Annotated in this window: 19 protein-coding genes; 6 read left to right on the forward strand and 13 right to left on the reverse strand. The window is 71.2% G+C overall.

Going from position 1 to position 25,153, the window contains the following annotated elements:
- Positions 1-17: 17 nt before the first annotated feature.
- From V5F49_RS02220 to V5F49_RS02230, 3 genes are all read right to left on the reverse strand, one after another.
- Entirely contained in the window at positions 18-1,028 is a 1,011-nt protein-coding gene (locus tag V5F49_RS02220; protein ID WP_394114804.1) for an MBL fold metallo-hydrolase, read from the reverse strand.
- 185 nt (positions 1,029-1,213) lie between these two features.
- Positions 1,214-2,227 carry an amino acid ABC transporter substrate-binding protein gene (locus V5F49_RS02225; RefSeq protein WP_394114803.1) on the reverse strand — a complete coding sequence of 338 codons (1,014 nt, stop codon included), beginning with the start codon at positions 2,225-2,227 and terminating at the stop codon, positions 1,214-1,216.
- Positions 2,228-2,267: 40 nt separating this feature from the next.
- A complete protein-coding gene (locus V5F49_RS02230; RefSeq protein WP_394114902.1) occupies positions 2,268-2,897 on the reverse strand; it encodes a L,D-transpeptidase in 630 nt (209 codons plus the stop codon).
- 444 nt (positions 2,898-3,341) lie between these two features.
- On the opposite strand from V5F49_RS02230, the gene thrS reads away from it, so the two are divergent.
- The gene (gene thrS / locus V5F49_RS02235; RefSeq protein WP_394114802.1) at positions 3,342-5,324 is read left to right on the forward strand and encodes a threonine--tRNA ligase; all 1,983 of its coding nucleotides are present in this window, start codon (positions 3,342-3,344) and stop codon (positions 5,322-5,324) included.
- A 92-nt stretch (positions 5,325-5,416) separates the two neighbouring features.
- On the opposite strand, the gene V5F49_RS02240 is transcribed toward thrS, so the two are convergent.
- Together V5F49_RS02240 and V5F49_RS02245 are read right to left on the reverse strand one after the other, a co-directional pair.
- Entirely contained in the window at positions 5,417-5,752 is a 336-nt protein-coding gene (locus V5F49_RS02240) for a c-type cytochrome (RefSeq protein ID WP_394114801.1), read from the reverse strand.
- A gap of 32 nt (positions 5,753-5,784) precedes the next feature.
- Complete coding sequence (locus V5F49_RS02245; protein ID WP_394114800.1) at positions 5,785-6,888, reverse strand: RgsD C-terminal domain-containing protein; 1,104 nt, start codon at positions 6,886-6,888, stop codon at positions 5,785-5,787.
- 176 nt (positions 6,889-7,064) lie between these two features.
- On the opposite strand from V5F49_RS02245, the gene V5F49_RS02250 reads away from it, so the two are divergent.
- The gene (locus V5F49_RS02250; RefSeq protein WP_394114799.1) at positions 7,065-7,628 is read left to right on the forward strand and encodes a nitroreductase family protein; all 564 of its coding nucleotides are present in this window, start codon (positions 7,065-7,067) and stop codon (positions 7,626-7,628) included.
- Positions 7,629-8,021: 393 nt separating this feature from the next.
- On the opposite strand, the gene V5F49_RS02255 is transcribed toward V5F49_RS02250, so the two are convergent.
- Together V5F49_RS02255 and V5F49_RS02260 are read right to left on the reverse strand one after the other, a co-directional pair.
- Complete coding sequence (locus V5F49_RS02255; RefSeq protein ID WP_394114798.1) at positions 8,022-8,978, reverse strand: tyrosine recombinase; 957 nt, start codon at positions 8,976-8,978, stop codon at positions 8,022-8,024.
- Positions 8,975-9,118: a hypothetical protein gene (locus tag V5F49_RS02260; protein WP_394114797.1), complete on the reverse strand. Its 144-nt coding sequence runs from the start codon at positions 9,116-9,118 to the stop codon at positions 8,975-8,977. Before V5F49_RS02260 ends, V5F49_RS02255 begins: the two co-directional genes overlap by 4 nt.
- Positions 9,119-9,339: 221 nt before the next feature.
- Between V5F49_RS02260 and aroB the strand changes: the two genes are divergently transcribed.
- A complete protein-coding gene (aroB, locus tag V5F49_RS02265; RefSeq protein ID WP_394114796.1) occupies positions 9,340-11,124 on the forward strand; it encodes a 3-dehydroquinate synthase in 1,785 nt (594 codons plus the stop codon).
- A 75-nt stretch (positions 11,125-11,199) separates the two neighbouring features.
- Here aroB and nth read toward each other — a convergent pair whose 3' ends face one another.
- Positions 11,200-11,877 (reverse strand): endonuclease III, encoded by a 678-nt coding sequence (gene nth / locus V5F49_RS02270; RefSeq protein ID WP_394114795.1) that lies wholly within the window; start codon positions 11,875-11,877, stop codon positions 11,200-11,202.
- Between the two features lie 664 nt (positions 11,878-12,541).
- Here nth and V5F49_RS02275 point away from each other — a divergent pair.
- Complete coding sequence (locus tag V5F49_RS02275) at positions 12,542-13,081, forward strand: DUF2244 domain-containing protein (protein ID WP_394114794.1); 540 nt, start codon at positions 12,542-12,544, stop codon at positions 13,079-13,081.
- 72 nt (positions 13,082-13,153) lie between these two features.
- Here V5F49_RS02275 and V5F49_RS02280 read toward each other — a convergent pair whose 3' ends face one another.
- From V5F49_RS02280 to fae, 3 genes are all read right to left on the reverse strand, one after another.
- Complete coding sequence (locus V5F49_RS02280; RefSeq protein ID WP_394114793.1) at positions 13,154-13,819, reverse strand: ChrR family anti-sigma-E factor; 666 nt, start codon at positions 13,817-13,819, stop codon at positions 13,154-13,156.
- Positions 13,816-14,349, reverse strand: a complete 534-nt coding sequence (locus V5F49_RS02285; protein ID WP_509210734.1) for a sigma-70 family RNA polymerase sigma factor — start codon at positions 14,347-14,349, stop codon at positions 13,816-13,818. Before V5F49_RS02285 ends, V5F49_RS02280 begins: the two co-directional genes overlap by 4 nt.
- 274 nt (positions 14,350-14,623) lie before the next feature.
- Entirely contained in the window at positions 14,624-15,163 is a 540-nt protein-coding gene (fae, locus tag V5F49_RS02290; protein WP_394114791.1) for a formaldehyde-activating enzyme, read from the reverse strand.
- A gap of 305 nt (positions 15,164-15,468) precedes the next feature.
- On the opposite strand from fae, the gene V5F49_RS02295 reads away from it, so the two are divergent.
- On the forward strand, positions 15,469-17,781 hold the full coding sequence (locus tag V5F49_RS02295) for a sensor histidine kinase (protein WP_394114790.1): 2,313 nt from the start codon (positions 15,469-15,471) through the stop codon (positions 17,779-17,781).
- Between the two features lie 152 nt (positions 17,782-17,933).
- Entirely contained in the window at positions 17,934-19,541 is a 1,608-nt protein-coding gene (locus tag V5F49_RS02300; RefSeq protein ID WP_394114789.1) for a serine hydrolase, read from the forward strand.
- A 146-nt stretch (positions 19,542-19,687) separates the two neighbouring features.
- Here V5F49_RS02300 and V5F49_RS02305 read toward each other — a convergent pair whose 3' ends face one another.
- Positions 19,688-23,209 carry a DNA translocase FtsK gene (locus tag V5F49_RS02305; RefSeq protein WP_394114788.1) on the reverse strand — a complete coding sequence of 1,174 codons (3,522 nt, stop codon included), beginning with the start codon at positions 23,207-23,209 and terminating at the stop codon, positions 19,688-19,690.
- 702 nt (positions 23,210-23,911) lie between these two features.
- On the reverse strand, positions 23,912-25,141 hold the full coding sequence (locus V5F49_RS02310) for an acyl-CoA dehydrogenase family protein (protein WP_394114787.1): 1,230 nt from the start codon (positions 25,139-25,141) through the stop codon (positions 23,912-23,914).
- Between the last annotated feature and the right edge of the window lie 12 nt (positions 25,142-25,153).

Here is a 25,153-nt window from a genome sequence, read left to right on the forward strand (position 1 = left end):
TGGGGCCGGCGCGCCGGCTACAGCACCGGCCGCCAGTAGGTGGGGACGGCGCGGAAGCCGTCGCCGTCCTTCTCCAGGTAGACCGCGCCGGGGAACGGGATGTGGTAGCCTGCCACCAAGGTGCGGTCGGCGGCGAGGCGCGCGTAGGTCTGGCGCCGCACCTGCTCGGCCGCCACGGGGTCCATGTCGTACTGCGCATGCCAGTTGGGATGGCGGATGAACAGCGCCGGCAGGTTCGACAGGTCGGACTGGATGAACAGGCTGTCCTGGCCTGATTCGAGCGCGAACGAGGTGTGCCCCGGCGTGTGGCCGGGCGTGCCTACCGCCTTCAGGCCGGGCGCCACCTCCTTGTCCCAGGCGTAGTGCTCCACCTTGCCCTCCAGCGGCTTGAACACGCGCCGCACGTTCTGGAAGCCGCCCTTCAAAGCGTCCGGCGCGCGGCTCATCTGGCCGTCGTCCATCCAGAAGGCCCACTCCCGCTCGGGCACGAACACCTGCGCATTGGGATAGGCGAGCGCCCCGTCCGGCGTGATCAGGCCGTTGATGTGGTCGGAATGGAAATGGGAGATGACGATCTGGTCCACGCTGGCCGGATCGACCCCGATGGCGCCGAGCGTGCCCCGCACCAGCCCGACCGGGCCCGGGTTGCCGCCGTTGCCGGTATCCACCAGCACCCGCTTGCCGCCGATTTCCAGCAGCAGCACGGTGAAGGAGATGGGCACCTCGTTCTCGGGCAGGAACGCCGCCTTGAGCGCGGCATTCACGGCTTCCTTCGGCTGGTTGCGCACGAAGGTGTCCGCGAGCGGGATGGTGCGCATGCCGTCCGACACGGCGGTCACCACCACATCGCCCACCTTGTAGCGGTGCGCGCTGGGCGTCTGGCTGATGGCGGGGGATGCCGCGGGTGCCGGGGAGGTCTGCGCCGGTGCCTGTGCCAGGGCCGGACCGGCGAGCGTGGCACCGCCTAGGGTGGCCGCCGTCACGCCGGCAGAGCCGGCCAGGAAGGTTCGCCGCGACACATCGGACATGCCCGTCTCCTTGCTGCCCCAGAGCGGGGCTGCCCAACAGCGGGCGGAGCTTAGGCGAGAGGTAGCCGAAGATCGATGCCGCTGCGGCAGATGACCCGTCACATGGTCGCGAGCACGAAAAAGCCGGCCCCCCGGGGCCGGCTTCCTCGATGCGTGGCCCGGAGGCCACGGATGGCAGTGGCGCCTCAGCGCACCGGGGGGGCGTACAGGATGCCGCCCATGCTCCACAGCTGGTTGATGCCGCGCGGGATGCCCAGCTTGGAGGCGGCGCCCACGTTGCGCTCGAAGCTCTCGCCGTAATTGCCCACCGCCTTGACGATGCGCACGGCGAAATCGTTGGTCACGCCCAGCTCCTCGCCGAAGCTGCCGTCATTGCCGACGAGGCGGCGGACTTCCGGCTTCTTGGAGGCCAGCGCCTGGTCGACGGTGGTGGTGGCCACGCCGAGCTCCTCGGCGTTGATCATGGCGAAGATGGTCCACTTCACGAGGTTGAACCACTGGTCGTCGCCCTGACGCACCACCGGGCCGAGCGGCTCCTTGGAGATCACGTCCGGCAGCACGATGTGGTCGCCCGGCTTGGCCATGGTGAGGCGCAGGGCGTAGAGCTGCGACACGTCGGTGGTGAGCGTGTCGCACTTGCCGTCCTCGTAGGCCTTCACGAGGTCGTTGGAGGTGGGCAGGGTGACCAGCTCCAGCTCCATTCCGTTGGCGGCGAAGAAGTCCTTGGTGTTGTCCTCGGCGGTGGTGCCGGCCTGAACGCAGACCTTGGACTTGTTCAGCTCCAGCGCGGAGGTCACCTTGCGGGCGTCGCGCACCAGGAAGCCCTGGCCGTCATAATAGCTGATGGCGGCGAACAGCAAGCCGAGCTTGGCCTCGCGCTCCAGCGTCCAGGTGGAGTTGCGCGAGAGCACGTCGATCTTGCCGTCCTTCAGGGCCGGGAAGCGCTCGTCCGCGGACAGCGGCACGTACTTCACCTTGTTGGCATCGTTGAAGATGGCCGCGGCCAGCGCCTTGCAGACATCCACGTCGAAGCCGGACCACTTGCCCGCGGCGTCGGGAGCCGAAAAGCCCGGCAGGCCCTTGGAGACGCCGCAGACCAGCTCACCGCGGTCCTTCACGCTCTTGAGGGTCTGCGCCGAAGCCGCGGTGGCGGCGAGCGCAAGGGTGGCGCCGGCCACGATGGCCAGGATCGTCTTCATGAATGCCCCCAGTGAGGATTGTCAGGTGAAAGGACCGCCCTCAGAGGGCGGCCTGCTGGCGCACGACCACCTTGGTGCCCACGGGCACGCGGCCGTACAGGTCGATGATGTCGCTGTTCACCAGGCGGAAGCAGCCCGAGGACACGGCATAGCCGATGGTCTGCGGCTGGTTGGTGCCGTGGATGCGGTAGACGGTGCCGCTGATGTAGAGCGCGCGGGCGCCCATGGGATTGCCGGGGCCGCCGGCCATGAAGCGCGGCAGGTAGGGCTGGCGCTGGATCATCTCGGGCGGCGGGGTCCAGTCGGGCCACTCGGCCTTGCGCTCGATGCTCTTCAGGCCCGACCACTGGAAGCCGTCGCGACCCACGCCGATGCCGTAGCGGATGGCGCGGTTGTCTGGCTGCACCAGGTACAGGAAGCGCTCGTTGGTGTGGATGACGATGGTGCCGGGCTTCTCGGTGGTGCGGAAATACACCGGCTGGCGGCGGAAGGCCGGGTCCATCTGCGCCACGTCGTCGGCGGGCGCCTCGAGACCGGGCTGGTCGTCGATGTCCATCACCGCGCCGGGCGCGCCACGCGGGCCGACCTGGGCATGGGCGCCCGCGGCGAAAGCGAACAGGCCCACCTGGAGCAGGGCGGCGAAGGTCAAGGTCTTGAACGTCTCAGGCATCATGCCGGCCTCATCCTTACGAATCCGGACGGACACCCGCCGGACACGGTGAACACGCGAACCGGCCCGTCGCGCGCGACCGCGCTGACTTGGCCGGGTCCCCTCCCCGCGTGATCCGCCCTGCCCACCCGGACCGTCACACGACGGTCCACGGGTGAAGACGCCGGCATGGCGAACTCTCACGACCCCGCTTACCCGATTAGCCGAGGCCGCGCGCGAGGGAAAGGGGGCCGCGGCCCGCAGGAGCCCGCATTTTCCCCATGGAGTGTTTCCGAACGGTATCTTTTTGCGCTCTGCCGCCGCGCTTGCACCGGGTTGTCGCGATTTCGCCCCGCGTCCCGGCCATTCTTGATGCGCGCGCCCGGCCCGCCTAAAAGGGCCGCGCAAACGTTGAAGATGCCTACCTGCGTGGTGCGCAGGAGTGGGCGCAAAGGAGCCGACCCGATGATTTCCCTGACCTTCCCCGATGGCGCCAAGCGCGACTATGCCGAGGGGACGTCCGGCGCGGACATCGCCGCCGCCATCTCCAAGTCCCTCGCCAAGAAGGCCGTCGCCGTCACCCTGGACGGGGAGCTGGCCGACCTGTCCCAGCCCATCAGCCGCGACGCGAAGATCGAGATCGTCACCCGCGACGACCCGCGCGCGCTGGAGCTGATCCGCCACGACTGCTCGCATGTGATGGCGGAAGCGGTGCAGGAATTGTGGCCCGGCACCCAGGTCACCATCGGCCCGGTGATCGAGAACGGCTTTTATTACGACTTCGCCCGCAACGCGCCTTTCACCTCCGAGGACCTGCCGGTCATCGAGGCGAAGATGCGCGAGATCATCGCCCGCGACCGCCCCTTCACCAGGGAAGTGTGGACCCGCGACGAGGCCAAGCGCGTGTTCGCCGAGAAGGGCGAGAACTACAAGGTCGAGCTGGTGGACGCGATCCCCGCCGACCAGGACGTGAAGATCTACAAGCAGGGCGAGTGGTTCGACCTCTGCCGCGGCCCGCACATGCCCTCCACCGGCAAGATCGGCAACGCCTTCAAGCTGATGAAGGTGGCGGGCGCCTACTGGCGCGGTGATTCGAACAATCCCATGCTGACCCGCATCTACGGCACCGCCTGGCAGGACGAGAAGGAGCTCGCCGCCTACATCCATCGCCTCGAGGAGGCCGAGAAGCGCGACCATCGCCGCCTCGGCCGCGAGATGGACCTGTTCCACTTCCAGGAGGAAGGCCCCGGCACGGTGTTCTGGCACCCCAAGGGCTGGACCCTGTTCCAGGAATTGGTCGCCTACATGCGCCGCCGCCTGAAGGCCGACTACCAGGAGGTCAACGCCCCGCAGGTGCTGGACCATTCCCTGTGGGAGACCTCGGGCCACTGGGGCTGGTACAAGGAGAACATGTTCAAGGTCCAGTCCGCCGGCGACGAGACCAAGGACGAGCGCATCTTCGCGCTGAAGCCCATGAACTGCCCCGGCCATGTGCAGATCTTCAAGCACGGGCTGAAGAGCTATCGCGACCTGCCGCTGCGCCTCGCCGAGTTCGGCGCGGTGCATCGCTATGAGCCCTCCGGCGCGCTGCACGGGCTGATGCGCGTGCGCGGCTTCACCCAGGACGACGCCCACATCTTCTGCACCGAGGAGCAGATGGCGGCGGAATGCCTGAAGATCAACGACCTCATCCTCTCCACCTATGCCGACTTCGGGTTCGAGGAGATCGTGGTGAAGCTCTCCACCCGGCCGGAGAAGCGCGTCGGCTCGGATGCCGTGTGGGATCACGCCGAGGAGGTGATGACCCGCGTGCTGAAGCAGATCGAGGATGCTTCGGGCGGCAAGATCAAGACCGGCATCCTGCCCGGCGAGGGCGCCTTCTACGGCCCCAAGTTCGAGTACACGCTGAAGGATGCCATCGGCCGCGAATGGCAGTGCGGCACCACGCAGGTGGACTTCAACCTGCCGGAGAGGTTCGGCGCCTTCTACGTGGATGCGGACGGGCAGAAGAAGACGCCGGTGATGATCCACCGCGCCATCTGCGGCTCCATGGAGCGCTTCACCGGCATCCTCATCGAGCATTTCGCCGGCCACTTCCCGCTGTGGCTCGCGCCGACCCAGGTGGTGGTCGCCACCATCACATCGGATGCGGATGACTACGCCGAAGAGGTGGTGGCGCAGCTGAAGGCTGCCGGCCTCAGGGCCGAGCTCGACCTGCGCAACGAGAAGATCAACCTGAAGGTGCGCGAGCACTCGCTGGCCAAGGTGCCGGTGCTGCTGGTGGCGGGCAAGAAGGAGGCGGCCGAGCGCACCCTCTCCATCCGCCGTCTCGGCTCCAACGCCCAGTCCTCCGGCGCCCTCGACGAGGTGGTCGCGGCGCTCACCGACGAGGCCGTGCCGCCGGACCTGAAGCGCAAGGCGCTGGCGGCGGCCGCAAAGGCGGCCTGACGCGGCCCTTGAACGGCACGAATCGAGACGGGCGGGAGGCACGCGCTTCCCGCCCGTCGTCGTTTCAGGCTTGGATCAGCTTCGGCGGGGGATCAGCGCTTCAGCGACGCGAAATATGCGGCGAGGTCGGCCGCCTCTTCGCGGGAGAGCGTCACCTGCGGCATCTGCGGATGCGGCTTCAGGAGGCGGAACGAGAGCCACGCACCGGACACGTCCCCGTCGCGCGCGGCGATGGCGGCGAAGGTGGGCGCATCGCTCACCGCCCCCGGCTGGCCCGGCGCCACCACGTGGCAGGCGGCGCACCACCGCTCCGCCAGCGCCCGCCCGGCCGCGGCATCCGCCGGTGCCGACAGGGCCGGGCCCGCGGCGACGGACACGGCGAGGGCGAGGACCGTCCCGGCAAGGCGCAGGCGTGCTGGCTGAGGCATGGTGGTCCCTTCCTGATACGGCGGGGCGCCGGCTATTTCGCCAGCACCTCCACCTCCTGGTTCTTGCCCGCCTCGACCTTGATGTCGCGGCTGAAATTCTTGCCGTCCTTGCGCGCGATGGCGGTGTAGTCGCCCTCCGAGAGCACGAAGGTGGGGAATGCGCCGATGGATTCCTTGATGGTGTCGCCGCCGGGGGTGATCACCGTCCACTGGGTGTCGGCCTGCGCCTCGCCATGCGCCACCTTCACCAGCTTCAGGGTGATCTGCGCGGCGCGGTGGTGAACGGTTGCGTCGGTCAGCTTGCCGGGCGCCACCGCCACGTCGGCCCGCACCACGGCATTGGCGTCGCCGTAGGTGGAGACCACGTGGTAGGTGCCCTCGGGCAGCAGGATCACCTCGCCCGCAGAGGCACCGCGATAATAGGGCTGGCTGGAGGTGCGGCCCTGGAGGAACGAGCCCTCGAAGATGTCGAAGGTGAGCTTCTGGGCCGGGATGGGCTTGTCGTCCACGTCGGCATTGAGGCGCAGCGCGCCCGCCGGCAGGTCGAACGCCTGGCGCCGCGAGACCGGCCCCATCTGCACGCGTTGCGCGGAGGTGGCGAAGCCGTAGGCCACATGGACGATGTAGCCGCCCGGATTGAGGAAGAACACCGGCGTCGCGTCAGAGCTTTCGGCTACCAGGGCGAAGGCGCCGGTGGATTCGGGCTGGTCCGCGAACACCCGCCAGACGACGCCGCGGGGGATGGCCCCGCCGTCGGCGCCGAACCGCGCATAGACGCCGAGCGCGGCCTTGCCCGCGGGGGCGGGGGGCAGCACGGCATGCGGCTCGCGGCTGGAGCCGGACGGCCCCGGCCCCTGCCCTGCCCCGGGCGGCGCGAACGCCGGCCGTCCCTGGGCCGGCGGCGTGGCGAACGGCCCCGCCGGTGGCGTCGGCGCGGAGGGTGGGCCGAGGAACTGCATGGTCTGGGCGGCGGCAGGCCCCGCGGGCGCGACTGCGAGCAGCGCGCAGGCCATGAGCGCGAGCCCCAGCGCGGCCAGACGACGGGCCAGCACGCCGGCGTCGACGCGCCGGAACGCGCCCTCCGGGGCGGAGCACCGGCCGGCGTGCGGGTCCTGAGCGCGAGTGAAACGGATCATCTGTCTTGAGGTGCATAAATTCCGGGCGGATTCAAGTCGGCGACGCAGCGGCAGCGTCGCAACGCCCGCGCCACCCTGTTCAAACCACCGTCACTGGGCTTTAACCTGCGCCGTCCGCCGGCCGGCCGCGCCGGCGCTTTCGCCCGCCCCGATTTCCGATCCCAGAGCCCTTTGCCATGCCCGACGCCCTCGAATTGCTCGCCACCCGCCGTTCGTCCCGCATCCTTGATCTCGGCGCGCCCGGCCCCTCCGCCGGCGAGCTGGACACCATCCTCACCATCGCCGCGCGGGTGCCGGACCACGGCAAGCTCGCCCCGTGGCGCTTCATCGTGTTCGAGGGCGAGGGCCGCGCCCGCGCCGGCGCCGCGCTCGCCGCAGTGCTGGCCGCCGCCGATCCCGCCACGCCGGAGAAGCGCCTCGCCGAGGAGCAGAACCGCCTGCTGCGCGCGCCGGTGGTGGTGGCTGTGGTCTCCCGCGCCGCGCCGCACGTGAAGATCTCCGAATATGAGCAGCTGCTCTCGGCCGCCGCCTGCTGCCAGAACATGCTGCTGGCCGCTGCCGCGCTCGGCTATGGCGCCACCTGGGTCACCGAATGGCCCACCTATGACGAGGCCGCGCGGGCCGCGCTGGGCCTGTCCCCCACCGAGCAGCTGGTCGGCTTCATCTATATCGGCACCGCCGCGCAGAAGCTGGAGGACCGTCCCCGCCCCGTCCTCGCCGAGGTGGTGACCCGCTTCTGAGGGCGGGACGGCGCGCAGCTTGCGCCGAAGCGGCGGGCCTCTGGGAGCGCGCGCGAGGCAAGACCGCCCGCGCGCCGATGGCAGCGGATGAGGCGACGCCCTTCCGCGGGCTCCCGCCGCACGCCGGAGCAGCTCTCCCCGCCGGGACAGCGCAGGACGCAGCACCAGGCGCCCTGCCGGTGCGCCCCGTCCGTTGCCGGCGTCCATGCGCGGGACGGCGCGGCCGGGTTTCGCCGGGCCCCGGCCCGGACCGGCCCCAGCCGCGAGAGCGCAGGCGCGCCTCGCGGCCTTCAGGCGCCCATTCAGCTTGGTTCAACGAGCGCCTGGTGCATCAGGGCGACGTCTTCCGGCTCCAGATCGCCGGCCGAACGCCCGCCGCCCCGCCCCTTCGCCTCACCCGTCGCCGAGGGGGTGCAGGTCGCGGACCATGCCCTTCAGGCGCTCGTCCAGCACGTGGGTGTAGATCTGCGTGGTGGAGACGTCGGCATGGCCGAGCAGCGTCTGCACCACGCGCAAATCGGCGCCGTGGGCCAGCAGGTGGCTGGCGAAGGCGTGGCGCAGCACATGGGGCGACAGGCGCGCCGGGTCGAGGCCTGCCGCCTCGGCGAGCTCCTTGAGGTCGCGCGCCGCCTGCTGGCGCGTCACATGCCCGCTCTCCGAGCCGGCCGGGAACAGCCAGCGCGAGGCCTCGTGCCCGGCGGCGCGGCGCGCCTCCAGATAGGCGGCCATGGCGGCGCGGGCGGGGGGCGGCAACGGCACGAGGCGCTCCTTGCGGCCCTTGCCGGTGACCATGATGGCATCGGTGCGCGCCCGCGCGGCGGCCGCCGGCAACGCCACCAGCTCGGAGGCACGCAGGCCGCTCGCATAGAGCAGCTCCACCATTGCGGCGAGGCGCAGCCGGCGCAGGCGCTCGGCCCGGGCAGCCTTCATCTCGGCCGCGGCGGCGCCCTCCGGCGGCGGCGCGATATCCGCGGCGAGGCGGTGAGCGGTCTCGATGAGGCGCGTCACCTCGTCCACGGAGAGCACCTTGGGCAGAGGGCGGCCGCGCTTCGGGCCCTCCAGCACTGCGGCGGGATCATCCCCACGGTGCCCCTCCGCATAGAGGAAGCGGTAGAACTGGCGCAGGGCCGAGAGCCGCCGCGCCACCGTCGTCGCCTTGAAGCCGCGATCGGAAAGATCGGCCAGATAGGCGCGCAGGGCGGCGGTATCCACCTGCGCCAGCGGGCGCGGCGAGAGGAAGGCGGAAAGGTCTTCCAGATCGCGACGATAGGCGTCGAGGGTGTTCTTGCCCGCGCCACGCTCCACCGCCTGCATGTCCAGGAACAGCGCGAGCGGGCCTTGGGCGCTCATTTCCCGATCTTCTCGGGGGCCACGGAGAAGACGATCTCGCGCTCCTGCGGCTCCACCTTGTTGGCGAGCGCCCAGAGCGCGGCATAGCCAAGGCCGCCCAGCACGACCAGCACCGCCAGCAAGCGGAAGAGTGTCGGCACCCTCGCCTCCTCGTGCGGGCCGCGAATCGCTCCGCCGGCCCCTATCGCCGGAGAGGTGCCACGGTCCGTCGTCTTGTTCAACCGCATTGCCGGCTCGGCTCGCGGATGCTAGAGCCGCAAACGTCCGGATCGCCCGACCCGCGCCCGAACCGTGCCCCGGGGAGACGCCCCGTGTCGAGCGCGCCCGACGGCCGGGAGACGGCCTGAACAAGGATGCGCGGGTGCAGACGCAGAAGTTTCCCCAGTCCCGTGGCGAGACCGAGGCCGCAGACGCGGCCGCGTCGGGCGCGCCCGCCTGGGCGGTGCCGGCCGAGCTGATCCGCGGCCTGGGGCGGCGCTCCATCGTGCTGGTGGGCATGCCCGGGGCGGGCAAGTCCTCCGTGGGCCGGCGGCTGGCGAAGCGCCTGGGCCTCGCCTTTGTCGATGCCGACGAGGAGATCGAGCGCGCCGCCGGCATGCCCATTCCCGAGATCTTCGCCCAGCGCGGCGAGGCCGAGTTCCGCGAGGGCGAGAAGCGCGTCATGGTGCGCCTGCTCCAGTCCGGCCCGTGCGTGCTGGCCACCGGGGGCGGCGCCTTCATGAATGCCGACACCCGCGCCGCGGTGGCGCAGAGCGGCGTCTCCGTCTGGCTTCGGGCCGACCTCAACACCCTTCTGCGCCGGGTGAGGAAGCGCACCGACCGGCCGCTGCTGGCGCAGGGCGACCCGGCGCAGAAGCTCGCCGCCCTGCTCGCCCAGCGCGGCGACACCTATGCCCTCGCCGACGTCACCGTCGATTCCCGCGACGTTGTGCACGAGCTCGTCGTCGAGGAGGTGATCGGCGCCGTCCACCGCCACCTGATCCGCACGTCCGAAGGAACGCCCGCCATGCCCGCCACCGCCGTCGCCGAGACCAGCCCCGCCGGCGCGCGCACCATGGTGCATGTGGACGTGGCCGGCCGGCCCTACGACATCCACATCGGGCCCGGCCTGCTGGCCGAGGCGGGCCACCACATCGCCGCGCTGCGCAAGGGCGCGCGGGTGGCCATCGTCACCGACGAGAACGTGGCCGCGCGCCACCTGCGCACGGTGCAGGAATCGCTCTCCGCCGCCGGCATCGAGCACACCGCCGTGGTGGTGCCGCCGGGCGAGAAGACCAAGGGCTGGGCCGGCCTCGAGCAGGTGGTGGAAGGCCTCATCGCCGCCCGCGTGGAGCGGCGCGACCTGGTGCTGGCGCTGGGCGGCGGCGTGGTCGGCGACCTCGCCGGCTTCTCGGCCGCCGTGCTGCGGCGGGGCGTGGACGTGGTGCAGGCGCCCACCACCCTGCTGTCGCAGGTGGATTCCTCCGTCGGCGGCAAGACCGGCATCAACTCGCCGCAGGGCAAGAACCTCGTCGGCGCCTTCCACCAGCCGGTGCTGGTGCTGGCCGACACCGCCGCGCTCGACACCCTGCCCGCGCGCGAGGTGCGCGCCGGCTATGCCGAGGTGGTGAAATACGGCCTCCTCGGCGACAAGCCCATGTTCGAGACGCTGGAGCGCGACTGGCGCGGCGTGATCGAGGGCGGGCCGGAGCGCATCGCCGCGGTGGCCGCCAGCTGCCGCGCCAAGGCCGCCATCGTCGCCCGCGACGAGAAGGAGACCGGCGACCGCGCCCTGCTCAATCTCGGCCACACCTTCGGCCATGCGCTGGAGGCCGGCGCCGGCTATTCCGACCGGCTGCTGCACGGCGAGGGCGTCGCCATCGGCATGGCGCTGGCCTTCGCCTTCTCCGCCCGCCTCGGCCTGTGCCCGGGGCAGGACGTGACGCGGGTGATCCGCCATCTGGAGGCCACCGGCCTGCCCACCCGCATCGCCGACGTGCCCGGCCTCCTGCCCGACACTGACGGGCTGATGGATCTGATCGCCCAGGACAAGAAGGTGAGCCGCGGCGCGCTCACCTTCATCCTGGTGCGCGGCATCGGCGAGGCGTTCGTGGCCAAGGACGTGAACCCGGCCGAGGTGCGCGCGTTTCTCGAAGAGGTGCGCTGAGGACACCCGCCGCGCCTCGCGGCGGGGCGTGCCTGGGGACGCTGCCGCGCGTCGCGGTGGCTCGAGCCAATCCGCTCAGAACTGCTTGTCCGGCCAGCGGCACAGGTCGGCGATGATGCAGCGGCCGCACACCGGCTTCGGCGCCTTGCAGATGTAGCGCCCGTGCAGGATCAGCCAGTGGTGGGCGTGCAGCTTGAAGCGGTCGGGGATGCGCGCCTCCAGCCCCAGCTCCACCGCCAGCGGCGTCGCGCTGGGGGCGAGGCCGGTGCGGTTCGCCACCCGGAACAGGTGGGTATCCACGGCGATGGTGGGCGCGCCGAAGGCGATGTTCAGCACCACGTTGGCGGTCTTGCGCCCCACCCCCGGCAGCGCCTCCAGCGCCTCGCGGTCCTGCGGCACCACGCCGGCATGACGCTCCAGCAGCAGGCGGGAAAGCTCCACCACATTCTTCGCCTTGGTGCGGAAGAGCCCGAGGGTGCGGATATGCTCCGCCACCCCTTCCTCGCCCAGCGCCACCATGGTGGCGGGGGTCGGGGCGGCGGCGAACAGGCCGCGCGTCGCCTTGTTCACCCCGGCATCGGTGGCCTGCGCCGAGAGCACCACCGCCACCAGCAGCGTGAAGGCGTCCGTATGGTCGAGCTCGCCGCGCGGCTCGGGATCCTGCGCGGCGAAGCGGGTGAAGGCCTCGTCAATCTCCTCCGCGCTCCATTGGACGAGGGTTCGCCCCTGCGCGGCTGCGGCGGCATTGGCCACGGCCTTGTTGCGCCGGACCGGCTCGGCGACCGCCGTCGGGCCCCGGCCGCGCTTCGGGGCGCTCGGTGCTGACGGTCGCGCGGGCTTCGCGCTGCGGTCCGCAGCCGGCGCGGCGGGGCGGCGGGCCTTGGCGGACGGCGGGGCGGCGGACTTTGCGGCGCGTGCGGAACGCCCTCGCTTGGCCGCAGGGGGGTCGGAGGCGATTGCCGCGGCAGGAACGGCGGCGGCCGCGCCGGGAGTGCCACTCCCCTGCCGGCGCCCCCCCGTGCGGGCGGACGGCCCCTCACCCGGCGCGCCCCGGCCGCCCTGCCCCGTGGCGATGGCACCCGATCCGGAGCCGCCGTCGCCCGGCGCTCCGGCGCGGTTGCTCCCGTGGGCCACGGCTCCCTTTGGAGACGGTTCCTTGCGAGACGCGCGGTTGCCGGGCGCAGCCCCACCCGGCGCGGCGGTCGGAGACCGGCGGCCTTCCGCGGCGGCCTTCTGCGGCGGCGTCCCGGTGGCGAGAACGTCGGCATTGCGCGTGGCGGATGCGGTCTTGGGGCCTTCGGCCTCCACGCTCTTTCCGGCGCGCGACCTTCCGGTGCCGGGTCCGGAGGGGCGGGGCGCTTCGGGCGGCTGGGACGGGGGCATCTTGCGCGGCATTTTTCCCGTATACTGATTGCCGATGCCCCACGCCAGCGACCCCGATACCGCGCCCCGCGCGGAGCCGGACCCCGACGACGAACCCGTCGTCTATGCGGTGACGCTCGCGCCGCACCGCTCGCTGACGCCGCGCGGATTTCTGGCGGTGATGCTGGGCATCGGCGGCATCAGCCTCGTCTGCGGTCTCGCCTTCCTCGCCATGGGGGCGTGGCCGATCTTCGGCTTCTTCGGGCTCGACGTGCTGCTGATCTACATCGCCTTCCGCGCCAACTTCCGCTCCGCGCGGGCGCGCGAGCACATCCGCGTCACGCCCAGCCTGGTGGAGGTGCGGCGCGAGCCGCCGCGCGGGCGCATCACCGTCACCCGCCTCAACCCGTTCTGGACCCGCCTGTGGCGCGAGGACGACGAGGACCACGGCACCCAGGACGTGGCGCTGGTCAGCGGCCGTCGCACCGTGCCGGTGGGCCGCTTCCTCGGGCCGGAGCAGAAGGCCTCGCTGGCGGACGACCTGTCGCGCGCCCTCGCGCTGGTGAAGAAGGGCGTGCCCCGCAACAGCTTCTGAAGCCGCGCGCGGGGCCCCCCGGTCACGAAGCCAGGCGGGATCGCCGACTTGCGGCCGGGCGGACACGCTCCATCAGATGAACGGCCGCATCACCAGCCCGAGCAGGCCGTGGAAGCGCACCCGCCCCTCGAACGCGGCGACACAGACGCATTCGGCGTCCGCATCCACCTCGGGCGAATGGTCCACGTCGTCGCCCGCCTCCACGAGATCGCCCGGGCCGTAATGGCCGAGGGGGTCGCCGAAGGCGCCGCAGATCACCTGCGTGAACTCCATCCCAACGTGGGTGTGGCGCGGAATGGCCCGGCCGGCGCCGATGCGCAGCAGCAGCACGTTTGCGTCCGGGTCTTCCGGCACGTGCACGCGGCCGACCCGGACGCCCGGTGCCACCGGCACCAGAGCGCCGATGCGCCGCGCCGCGAGGGGACGCGGCAGGGCGACGCCGGGCGGCAGCACCAGCCCGGCCGGCAGGCGGCTCGGGCTCACGCCCATGGACGGTCGCGCCGGTGCCGGCGCCCCGGAAACGGCGGACAACGCGCGCTCGAGCGCCCTATCCGCCAGCGGGGCCGGCGCCATCTCCTCCAGCAGCCGGCCGCCGACCGCCTCGAACGCGCGCACCATGGCGCGGCAGGCGGGACAGCCTTCCAGGTGCACGTCCACCACGAGCCGCGGGCCGGCCGGCAGAGTGCCGGCCGCGTAGCGCAGCAGCGTCTCGTCGCCGGGGTGGGATGCCACGCTCATTTCAGGTCTTCCAGAAGGCTGCGCAGGCGGCTCAGCGCCAGCCGCACGCGGGACTTGGCCGTGCCCAGCGGAATGCCCAGCTCCTGGGCGATCTGGGAGTGGGGCTTGTCCTGGAAGAACGACAGCCGGACGATGGCGGCCTGCTCCTCCGACAGCTTCGACAGCGCCGCGCGCACGCGCGCCTCGCGCTCCGCCGTCATCAGGACGGTCTCGCCGGACGTCTCGTCCGCCTCCTCCTCCATCGTTGCCGATCTGGAGGTATCAACATAACGCTCGCGGCGCTTCAGGTCGATGGAGAGGTTGCGGGCGATGGTGAAGATCCAGGTGGACGCGGCGGCGCGGGTGGGGTCGAAATAGGTCGCCTTGCGCCACACCGTGAGCAGCGTCTCCTGCGCCAGCTCCTCGGCGGCGTTGGGCGAGAGGCCGCCGCGCACCAGGAAAGCCTTCACCCGCGGCGCGAAATGGCGGAACAGGCGGGCGAACGCATCCCGGTCCGCCCGCTCGGCGATGGCGACGATGAGCGCGCTCATCTCCGCGCCGGTCTCGGTCGATGCGCCGGCGCTCCCTGAGGCCCCCGCGCTCATGACCGCAAGCCCGCGACGCACCCGTCCGCGTGGCGGCAGGCTCGGCGTCTCGACCGGTTCGGCAAGGCGGGGTGGCTCGGCGACATACATGCACCCTGTTACGACCGGTACGCGCCGGCGGATGACTCCGCAGGGCGAAGCTCAGGCCGGCGGCCGACCCTAGCCCACCGGCCGCACCGCCTCCACTAACGTCGGCGCGACCGGACCCGCGGCACCGCCCTCAATAATCGATCACGCCGTCGAGCGCGTAGTGCTTCACCGTCCTGCGGTTGGCGATGAGGGTGTCGATGCCCGGCTCGCCCGTCATGGCGCGGGAGATGGCGAGCTTGGTCGCCTCGTAGTTGGTGCGGTAGAGGTCCGCCTTGTCGAGGTTGGGGTCCTCGGCGCAGCGCGGGTCGAGCCAGACCATGATGATCATGGCGAGCTCGTCCACCTCGTCCTTGGGCAGGATGCCCTCGCTGACGCAATCCACGATCGCGTCGCCCATGGCCGCCTGCACCACGCCGCCCAGCAGCTCCACATATTCGGCGGTGTGGATGGTGGCCTTGGTGGTCATCATGGTGACGGGGCGCACCATCTGGTTGAGATCCCGCACCACGAACATGCGGGTGTGCCCCTGCACCTGCCCCATCATCGAGGCGAACGCCTGCCCCACCGGGCCGCGCACCGAGCCGATCAGCACTTCCGGCATGGCATCGGTGGCCTGTCCATCAGCCGCCAGAACCGTCGCCTCGCCAGCCTTGAACCAGATGTCGGTCATGTCCCGTCCTCCCGCGTGAGAGCGGGAACAGACCACCCCGCGCGCCGCCCGTCCACGGCGACGGAGCGTCGCTGTGCATCACTCGCGCAAATCCAGCGACGGCCACGCTTTCAAGCAGGCTGAAAAGCGCGCGAAAGTCGCATTTTTTCGGCGCTTGACTCAGCTCGACTCTAGACAACAGGGGGCCGATTCGATTCCAATGGTCTCGATTCGGAGAGATGCGGCACGTCCCTCCAGATCGAGGACGTGGGGGCTCAAGAGCAGTAGGCCGCTCGAGGCTCCCGGATACCCGGAGGAGACCGGCGATGGCACGCGCCAACGCTGCGAGCGTCGGCGCGCGCGACCAAGCCATTCGAGGTCTGGCACGGTCGATCGCGCGCCCTGCCTACCAGCGACTGCTCGATGCAGAGCCGGTCCTGCGCCGGATCGTCCCCGCGCTGATCGTCACCTTCCTGGTGGTGATCGGGGTGGGCGCGGTGGTGCAGGTGCACTCCCACCGCGTCGCCGAGGTCAATAACGCCAAGGACGATCTCTCCCTGCTCGCCCTCGCCACCGCCGAGGGACTGACCCTGCGCGCCGGCAATGCGCTGGCCCGCGTGCCCGCTGCGCTGGAAGAGAGCCTGCCGCCCCGCGCCACCGAGGGCGGCCGCCGCGTCTATGTGACGGACGCGCAGGGCCATATCATCGCCTCCGCGCCGCGCGGCGAGACCCCCGCCACCCTTTCCGACCTGATCGACCCCGCGCAGCCGCTGGTGATCTTCGCCGAGCGCGCCGGCGTGCTGGAGGTGCCGTTCGGCACCGGCACGGCACTCGCCACCGTGCGCAACCTCTCTGCCCCGCTCGGCCAGATCGTGCTGATCCAGCCCATGGACCGGGCGCTGGCCACCTGGTCGGATTCGACCACCCTCACCGTCACGCTGTTCGCCACCACCGGCATGGTGCTCCTGATCCTCGGCTTCTCCTTTCACTGGCAGGCGAGCCGGGCGCGCGAGGCGGACGCCATCTACGACACCGTGCGCCGGCGCATCGACACCGCGCTGAACCGCGGCCGCTGCGGCATGTGGGACTGGGACATGGCGCGCGGGCGCATGTACTGGTCCGACACCATGTTCGAGATCCTCGGACTGGAGCGGAAGGACGAGCTGATCTCGTTCGGCGAGATCGCCAAGCTGGTGCATCCCGACGACGGCGACCTCTACGAGCTGGCCCAGGAGCTGGCGGAGCGGCCCGGCGCCTCGGTGGACCGGGTGTTCCGCATGCGCACCGCCAAGGGCGACTTCGTGTGGCTGCGGATGCGCGCCGAAGTGGTGCAGCAGGCGGGCGAGGACGGCCCCCACCTCATCGGCATCGCCATGGATGTCACCGAGGCCCAGCGCATGGCAGAGCGCACGGTGACCGCCGACATGCGCCTGCGCGACGCCATCGAGAGCATCTCCGAGGCCTTCGTGCTGTGGGACAGCCACAACCGCCTCGTGCTCTGCAATTCCAAGTTCCAGTCCCTGCACGAGCTGCCCGACGAGGCGATCGCCGTCGGCACGCCGTTCGACACCATCGCCTCGGTGGGCCGCCACCCCATCACCCGCACCCCGCTGAAGCCCGAGGACAAGCCGGAGGAAGGCTCCCGCGCGTTCGAGGCGCAGCTCTCCAACGGCCGCTGGCTGAAGATCGCCGAGCGCCGCACCAAGGATGGCGGCTACGTCTCGGTGGGCACCGACATCACCACCATGAAGCGCCACGAGGAGCGCCTCATGGACAATGAGAAGCGCCTGATGGCGCTGGTGGCGGACCTGCGCAAGAGCCAGCAGACGCTGGAGCATCAGGCCCAGCAGCTGGCTGAGCTCGCGGAGAAGTATTCGGAAGAGCGCAACAAGGCCGAGGACGCCAACCGCGCCAAGAGCGAGTTCCTCGCCAACATGTCCCACGAGCTGCGCACGCCGCTCAACGCCATCATCGGCTTCTCGGAGATCATGGAGAGCGGCATGTTCGGCCCGCTCGGCTCGGAGAAATACGCCGAATACTGCACCGACATCAAAGGCTCCGGCACCTACCTGCTCGACGTCATCAACGACATCCTCGACATGTCGAAGATCGAGGCGGGCCGCATGCAGCTGGAGGTGGAGGACGTGGCCCTCGACGAGATCATCGCCGACGCCATGCGCGTCACGGCGGTGAACGGCGACGAGAAGGCCATCACCATGACCATGGCGGCGGCCGAGAACCTCGCCATCAAGGGCGACCGCCGGGCGCTCAAGCAGATCCTCCTGAACCTGCTCTCCAACGCGGTGAAGTTCACCCCCGAGGGCGGGCGCATCGCGGTGAAGGCGCGGGTGAACGGCACCGCGGCGGTGATCGCCATCGAGGACAGCGGCATCGGCATCGCCCGCGACGCCCTCGCCCGCCTGGGCCGGCCGTTCGAGCAGGTGGAAAGCCAGTTCACCAAGACCCACAAGGGCTCGGGCCTCGGCCTCGCCATCGCGAAATCGCTGGTGGAGCTGCACGGCGGCGCCATGCGCATCCGCTCCATCGAGGGCCGGGGCACCACGGTGTTCGTCCGCCTCCCGGTGAACGGCCGCGCCGCGAACTCCAACGAGACGCCGCGGCTCGCGGCGGTGATGTGAGGCTCAGACGCTGTCGCTGCCGGCCCCCGTCGGCAGCGCGCGGTGAGGCGACACATACACTGCGTGCCTACCGGTCTCCACTTCCCTCGAAAATGCTCTAAGCCTGTTTGCAACGGGCGCTCGGCATGGCGTCCCCGACTGGAGGCCGCCCCATGAAAACCTCGCCGCGCCAGACCTGGCCGCGCCCCACCCCACGCCCTCTCCTCCCCCTCCTCGCCGCCCTGCTGCTCGCGCCACCCGCCGCCGCACAGACCCTGCCCGGCGCCGTTGCGATCGATGCCTCCCGCCCGCCGCCGCAGACGGTGACGGCCTATCCCCTCCCCGCGGGACGGATCGAGCAGGCGGTGGCGCGGCTCGACGGCATCGTCGCGGACCTCATGAAGCGGTCGGGCGTGCCGGGCGTCGCGGTGGCGGTGGTGCATGAGGGCCGGCCGCTGCTGGTGAAGGGCTATGGCGTGCGCAAGGCGGGCGAGAGCGCGCCGGTGGACGCCGACACGGTGTTCCAGCTCGCCTCCCTGTCGAAGGCGGTGGGGGCGGGCGTGGTGGCCCATGCGGTGGGGCGCGGCACGGTGAAATGGGACACGCCGGTCGAGACGATCCTGCCGTGGTTCACGCTCAAGGACCCGTGGGTGGGCGCGCACGTCACCATCGGCGATCTCTACAGCCACCGCTCCGGCCTGCCCGACCACGCCGGCGACGAGCTGGAGGACCTGGGCTTCGACCGCCGGCAGGTGATGGAGCGCCTGCGCGAGCTGCCCCTCGCCCCGTTCCGCGCCAGCTATGCCTACACCAATTTCGGCCTTACCTCGGCCGCCGAGGCGGTGGCCACCGCCGCCGGCACCGACTGGGCGAGCCTGTCGGATGAGGTGCTCTACAAGCCGCTCGGCATGACCGCCACCTCCTCGCGCTTCGCCGACTTCATGGCGCGGGCGGACCGCGCGGTGCCCCACGTGCGGCAGGATGGGGCGTTCGCGGCGAAGTACCAGCGCGATCCGGACGCGCAGGCGCCGGCGGGCGGGGTCTCCTCCACGGCGCGGGACATGGCGCGCTGGCTGGGCTTCGTGCTCGGCGGCGGCACGTTCGAGGGGCGCGAGGTGGTGCCGCAGGCAGCGCTGCTCCCGGCCATGCGGCCGGAGACGATCTCCTCCCCGGCTTATGCGGCGGATGCCCGTTCGGGCTTCTACGGCTACGGCTTCGGCGCCGGCGTCACCCCCTCCGGCCGGGTGATGCTGGACCATTCGGGCGCCTTCATCCTGGGCGCAGCCACCGAGTTCGCGCTGCTGCCCACCGAAAGGCTGGGCATCGTCACCCTCACCAATGCCCAGCCGGTCGGCCTGCCGGAGGCCATCTCCATGAGCTTCATGGACCTCGTGCAGTTCGGCGAGGTCACGCGCGACTGGCTCGCGGCCTATGCGCCGCTGATCGACCCGATGTACACGCCGCTCGGCGCGCTCGCCGGCAAATCCCCGCCCGCGAACCCCGCGCCGGCGAACCCGCTCGCGGCCTATGAAGGCACCTATGCCAATCCCTATTTCGGCGATGCGACCGTGCGAGAGGAGGCCGGCCGCCTCGTGCTGAGCGTGGGGCCCAAACCCCGCCGCTTCACCCTCGCCCACTGGAGCGGCGATGCCTTCACCTTCCGGCCGGAGGGGCAGGAGACGGCCCCGCCCGGCTCCGTCTCGCAGGTGACGTTCACCGACGGGCGCATGCGGGTGGAGCTGCTGGACGACAACGGCCTCGGCACCTTCGTGCGGCGCTGACGCGCGCCTCACGCGGGAAAGAGCGCGGCGCTGACGCGCGCCTCACGCAGCAAAAACCGCGGCTCTGGCGCGCCTCACGCAGCAAAGAAGGTGCGGCGCTGACGCGCCTCACCGGGGGCGGGAACGGGCGGCGCGCGCCGCCCGCCTCAGCCGGGCCTGGAGAAGGTCAGGATCTCGCGCTTGCCGGCGTGGTTGGCGGGGCCGACGATGCCCTCGGTCTCCATGCGCTCCATCAGGCTCGCGGCCTTGTTGTAGCCCACCTGCAGCCGGCGCTGGATGTAGGAGGTGGAGGCCTTGCGATCGCGCATGACGATGGCCACCGCCTGCTCGTAGAGGTCGCCGCCCGCCTCGCCGAGGCCGGAGCGGTCGAACACCGCCTCGTCCTCGTCGTCCGCCTCGGCGTCCTCGTCCAGCACCACGGCGTCCAGATAATCCGGGCCGCCCTGCGCCTTGAGGTAGGACACCACGTGCTCCACCTCGGCGTCGGAGACGAACGGCCCGTGCACGCGGGTGATGCGCCCGCCGCCGGCCATGAACAGCATGTCGCCCTGCCCCAGCAGCGTCTCCGCGCCCATCTCGCCGAGGATGGTGCGGCTGTCGATCTTGCTGGTCACCTGGAACGAGATGCGGGTGGGGAAATTGGCCTTGATGGTGCCGGTGATGACATCCACCGAGGGCCGCTGCGTCGCCATGACGAGATGGATGCCCGCCGCGCGCGCCATCTGGGCGAGGCGCTGGATGGCGCCCTCGATCTCCTTGCCGGCGACCATCATCAGGTCGGCCATCTCGTCGACGATGACGACGATGTAGGGCAGAGGCGTGAGGTCCATCTCCTGTTCCTCGAACAGGGCCTCCCCGGTCTCCTTGTCGAAGCCCACCTGCACGTTGCGGGTGATGACCTCGCCCTTTTCCGCCGCCTCCTTCACCCGCGCGTTGTAGCCGTCGATGTTGCGCACCGCGAGGCGGCTCATCTTCTTGTAGCGCTCCTCCATCTCCTTCACCGCCCACTTGAGGGCGATGATCGCCTTCTTCGGGTCGGTGACGACGGGGGTGAGCAGGTGCGGAATGCCCTCGTAGATGGAGAGCTCCAGCATCTTGGGGTCGATCATGATGAGCCGGCAGGCCTCCGGCGTGTGCCGGTAGAGCAGGCTCAGGATCATGGTGTTGATGGCCACCGACTTGCCCGAGCCGGTGGTGCCCGCCACCAGCAGGTGCGGCATGCGGGCGAGATCGGCGATCACCGGCGCGCCGCCGATGGTCTTGCCCAGGCACAGGCCGAGCTTGGGCCGCGCCTCGGCGAACTCGTGGCTGGCGAGCAGCTCGCGCAGCCACACCGTCTCGCGCCGGCGGTTGGGCAGCTCGATGCCGATGACGTTGCGCCCCTCCACCACCGCCACGCGGGCGGAGATGGCGCTCATGGAGCGGGCGATGTCGGGCGAGAGGCCGATGACGCGGGAGGACTTCACCCCCGGCGCCGGCTCGAACTCGTAGAGGGTGACCACCGGACCGGGATTGGCGTCGATGATCTCGCCGCGCACGCCGAAATCGCGCAGCACCTGCTGCAGCATGGTGGAGGACTGGTCGAGGAATTCCTCGGACAGCTCATAGTCCGGCTCCACCACCGGCGGCTCGCGCAGGAGGTCGAGCGGCGGCAGGTCATAGCCGGCCACGATTTCGCCCGCCGTGTCCGCCGCCACTGCGGCTTCGGCCGGCGAGGACGGCGGCTGCTCAACAGGCGCATGGGAGGCAACGGGAGCGGGCGCGGCCGGCAGCGGCGCGGCGGGCGTGAACGGGGCAGCGCCGCCGAGGAAATGCGCCGTCACCACCTGCTGGTACGGCGACCACAGGGATGCGATCCCCACAGGCGAGGCCAGCGGCGCGGCGACAGCGGCAACCGCCCCGGCGCCTGACGCATCCGCATCGTCCGCACCCGTCGCGGGGGAAGCGAGGTCCTGCGCGGCGGCGGGCCCGGCTTCCGCCGGCGCCTCATCGGCCAGAACCGGGATGGCCGGATCGACGGCCACGTCCGAACCCATCTCCGCACCATCGAGACCCGTATCCGCAAGCAGCGGGAACGCATCGTCCATGGGCATGGCTTCGGCCGCATTGGCCTCGGCAAAGGCGGGCTCGGCGGCGATACCCTCGAAGGCGTCCGCCGCCTCGACGGGCGGCGACGGGGGCGCGGTGTCGGCCGGGAACGCAGCAGCATCCTCGGCGGGCCAATTCATCGCGTCGGCGTCCGACCCTGAAGCCTCTTGCGCGACGTCCGCTGCGAACGGCTCGAAGGGAGCCGCGGGGGCGAGGTCGTAGGCTTCGGTCAGGACGACCGGTTCGGCAGTGTCTTCGAACGGGGCAGTGTCTTCGAACGGAGCAGCGTCTTCCAACGTCGCGGAATCGTCGACGGCCGGGGTCCAGCTGGTGCCGTCGGCGTCCAGGAAAGCGGTCCCCGCAGCGTCCGCGGCGGCCTCGGCTTCACCCTGGCCCTGCGCACCGCGTGCGTCGGGGGCATTGGCAGTGGCATCGCACCACGGCGCCGCGCCGTCGCCTGCGGCCTCCGGCGGCGGCGGCACGTCGTCCCGCGCGGCGGGGGGCGCCAGCGTCGCGGCGGCGGCGATATCCTGATCCGAGGCCGGAGCCGGCGGCAGGGCCGCGCGTCCGATGACGACGAGGCGGCCAAGCGCCGCCATGTGCGGGGCCAGCGGCTCCTCGACGGAAGTGTCCGGATCGACGGCGGTGGGGGCTGCTTCTCGATGGTCGGCAGCCTCGATCGCGGCGAGGGCCGGCGCTGCCGCATGGCCATCGCCGGTGACGGCATCGCCGGAATCAAGGCCGACAGAGGCGGGGACGGCGGCGGCCTCCGCCTCGGCAAGGAACGCACAATCGGGCGCTCCGGCCTTGATGGCATCCATCACGGGCGCCTGAAGGCTGGCGTCAAGCACAAAGCCCGACGCGAGCGCCTCCGCCTGTGGAAGACCCTGCTCCTGTGTGCCGTCCAGCATGACATCGGCGGGCGCCTGCTGCTCGTGAGGCAGGGGCGTGTCGGCCGGCTCCGCATCTGCCGGCGGCGTGGCGAGGCCGTGCTCGATGAAGGCCGGGCGATCCCAGTCCGTCGCGGCGTCCGAACACGCCTCCCCGGTCACGCCGGCGGTGTCGGCAGGGTGCGCCGGCGGCTCGGACCAGTGGGACGTGAAGGGCGCGGCGACGGGATCGTCATCGGTCGGATCGAGCACGAAATGCCAGCTCCGGCTGGAGATGTCCGGCGCAGGAGCGGTCTCGGTCGCAGCGGCGATGGCCACCTCCGCCTCGGCCTCGGCCTCGGCCTCGCGGGGGCGCAGATAGAGATCGGGCGTGCGGGTGAAGCGCGTGTTGGCGTCGAGGGTGAACGGCCGCAGCCAGCTCGGGATGAGCTCCAGATCCAGCCAGCTGTGCGTCGGCTCATGCGGATCGATGACCCCATCCGTCGCATAGGAATCGGCGCCATGGGAATAGGCATCCTGCGGCGGCGGATAGGCGCGCGCATGGGCGGCGCCGAACGCGCGATCATCGCCCCGCGCGAAGGCGTCGAGGGCGGCGCCCGGCCGGCCGAAGCCAGCCCCCGGGGCATAGTCCGCCTGCGAGTCGTAGGCGGGAAACTGGAAGGGTCTCGGAGGACGGTTGAAGGAAGACATGCTGATCCGTAATCCGCAGCACCGGCGCCGTTCCAAGAGGCTTAGGCCCCCGGCGTTAAGGGGAGGTTTGCACCGCCATCAACGGTGCCATGATGCCGCCCGCCCTGTGGATGACGTGATCCTGCCGCCAGCGCGGTCGCGCGCCGTCCTTGGCCACCGACAGAGAGCAGCCCGGGCAGCCGGTGAGGTGACGGATTACAGGGGCGTTCGCCATGTCCGATGGTCAAAGACAGGTAATCGCGCGGTTCAGGCGCGGAACCGGGCGCGGCATGTGGCGGGACGGCCGGCTCCCTGGTCTGCCGGTATGAGGGAAGTCTCCGTCCGAGCGCTGGACCTCGCCGGCGGGAGGTCCCTGAAACGGGCCGCCGACATGGAAGTGTCCGCGACACCGGGCGTCGCCACTGCCGGAGGTCGCCGCCGAAACGATGCGGGGCCGGCGGTTTCCCGCCGGCCCCGCGCTGCATTCGACTGGAGATGATGACCGATGCGATGCCCGGGATGCGGCCTGAGCTCCCGAGCGGCGGGAAGCTCTGGCTGCCGGCACCTTCCGGGCCCGATCTTGCGAGAGCGATCTCTCAGGGAAATCGCCTTCCTGCACAGGCCCGGCCGCCGGATTCACCGGCGACCGCCAACCAGCCTTGCGGGGCGGGCCGGCGCGGGTCCACGATCCTGCCGGCGGCAGGCGCGGCCCCGCGTCCGGCCTCAGAAGAAGCCCTTGGCCGGCAGGGGCGTGTCCTTCACCAGCAAGGCGCCGATGGCCTGCGCCTTGTAGCTCGCCGGATTGTGGGATGCGATGGTGCGGGCGTTGCGCCAGTGACGGTCGAGATTGGCGCTGCGCTCGGTCGCGGAGGCGCCGCCCGCCTCGAACAGCAGCGAGCCGGAGCGCAGCGCGAGATCGTCCACCACCAGCTTCGCCTGGGCGGCAGCCCGGGCGGCGGCGGCGGCGAGGGCATCGGCCCGGTCGTCGCCCGCTTCGCGCGCGTCGCTCGCCCGCTCCAGCGCATCGGCGGCGGCCAGCACGATGGCCTCGGCGGCGAAGGCATTGCCGGCGATCTGGCCGATGGTCTGGTGCAGGAAGGGATCGTCCACCGGGCTCGGCGTCGGCGCATAGTAGAAGCTGCGCTTGCGCCGGCGCACCAGCGCCACCGCGTCGTCCAGGATGCCCTTCACGATGCCGGCCACCACCGTGGTCAGGAACAGCTGCGCCTGGGTGTTGGAATAGGCGAGGCCATAGCCGAGACCGGGGGTGTCGAACACCGCCTCGTCCGCTTCCACCCGCACATTGTGGAACCGCGTGGTGCCCGAGGCGGTGAGGCGCTGGCCCGCCCCGTCCCAGTCGTCCACGATCTCGATGCCTTCGCGCGCGGTGGGGATGATGACCGCCGCCACCCGCCCCTCGGCATCGCCCGCGCGCACCAGCATGGAATCGGCGAACAGGGTGCCGGTGGAATAATACTTCACACCCTCGAGGCGGAAGCCGTCGCCCTCCGGAACGAGCCTGGTGTCCGGCGCGAAGCCGCCGGCCGGGCTGGAGCCGGACTCGGTGGAGGCGAGGCCGAAGATGGCGCCGTCCCGCACCGCCTCCTGCCAGGCCTTGCTGCGCGCGTCATAGGGATTGCGCGCATACTGCTCGGCCACGGTGAAGTGGTTGCGGAAGATGTGCGCCACGTTGGCGTCGGCGGCGGCGAGGTGCAGCGTCAGGCCGTAGAGCTCGCGGAAGCTGGCGCCCGCCCCGCCGTCCTCCTTGCGCAGCCGCAGGGCGCCGAACCGGGCCTGCTTCAGCAGGTCCACCGCCTCGAACGGCAGGATGCGCTTCAGCTCCCGCTCGGCCGCCCCGGCGCCGATGTGATCGAACAGGCGCTGCCACTGGGACAATTCGGCCACGGGCGGCACGGGCAGGCGGAGGGCGAGATCGGTGACGGGCTTGTTCATGATGGACAACCT

The organism is Xanthobacter lutulentifluminis (assembly GCF_043194675.2).
GTDB lineage: Bacteria > Pseudomonadota > Alphaproteobacteria > Rhizobiales > Xanthobacteraceae > Xanthobacter.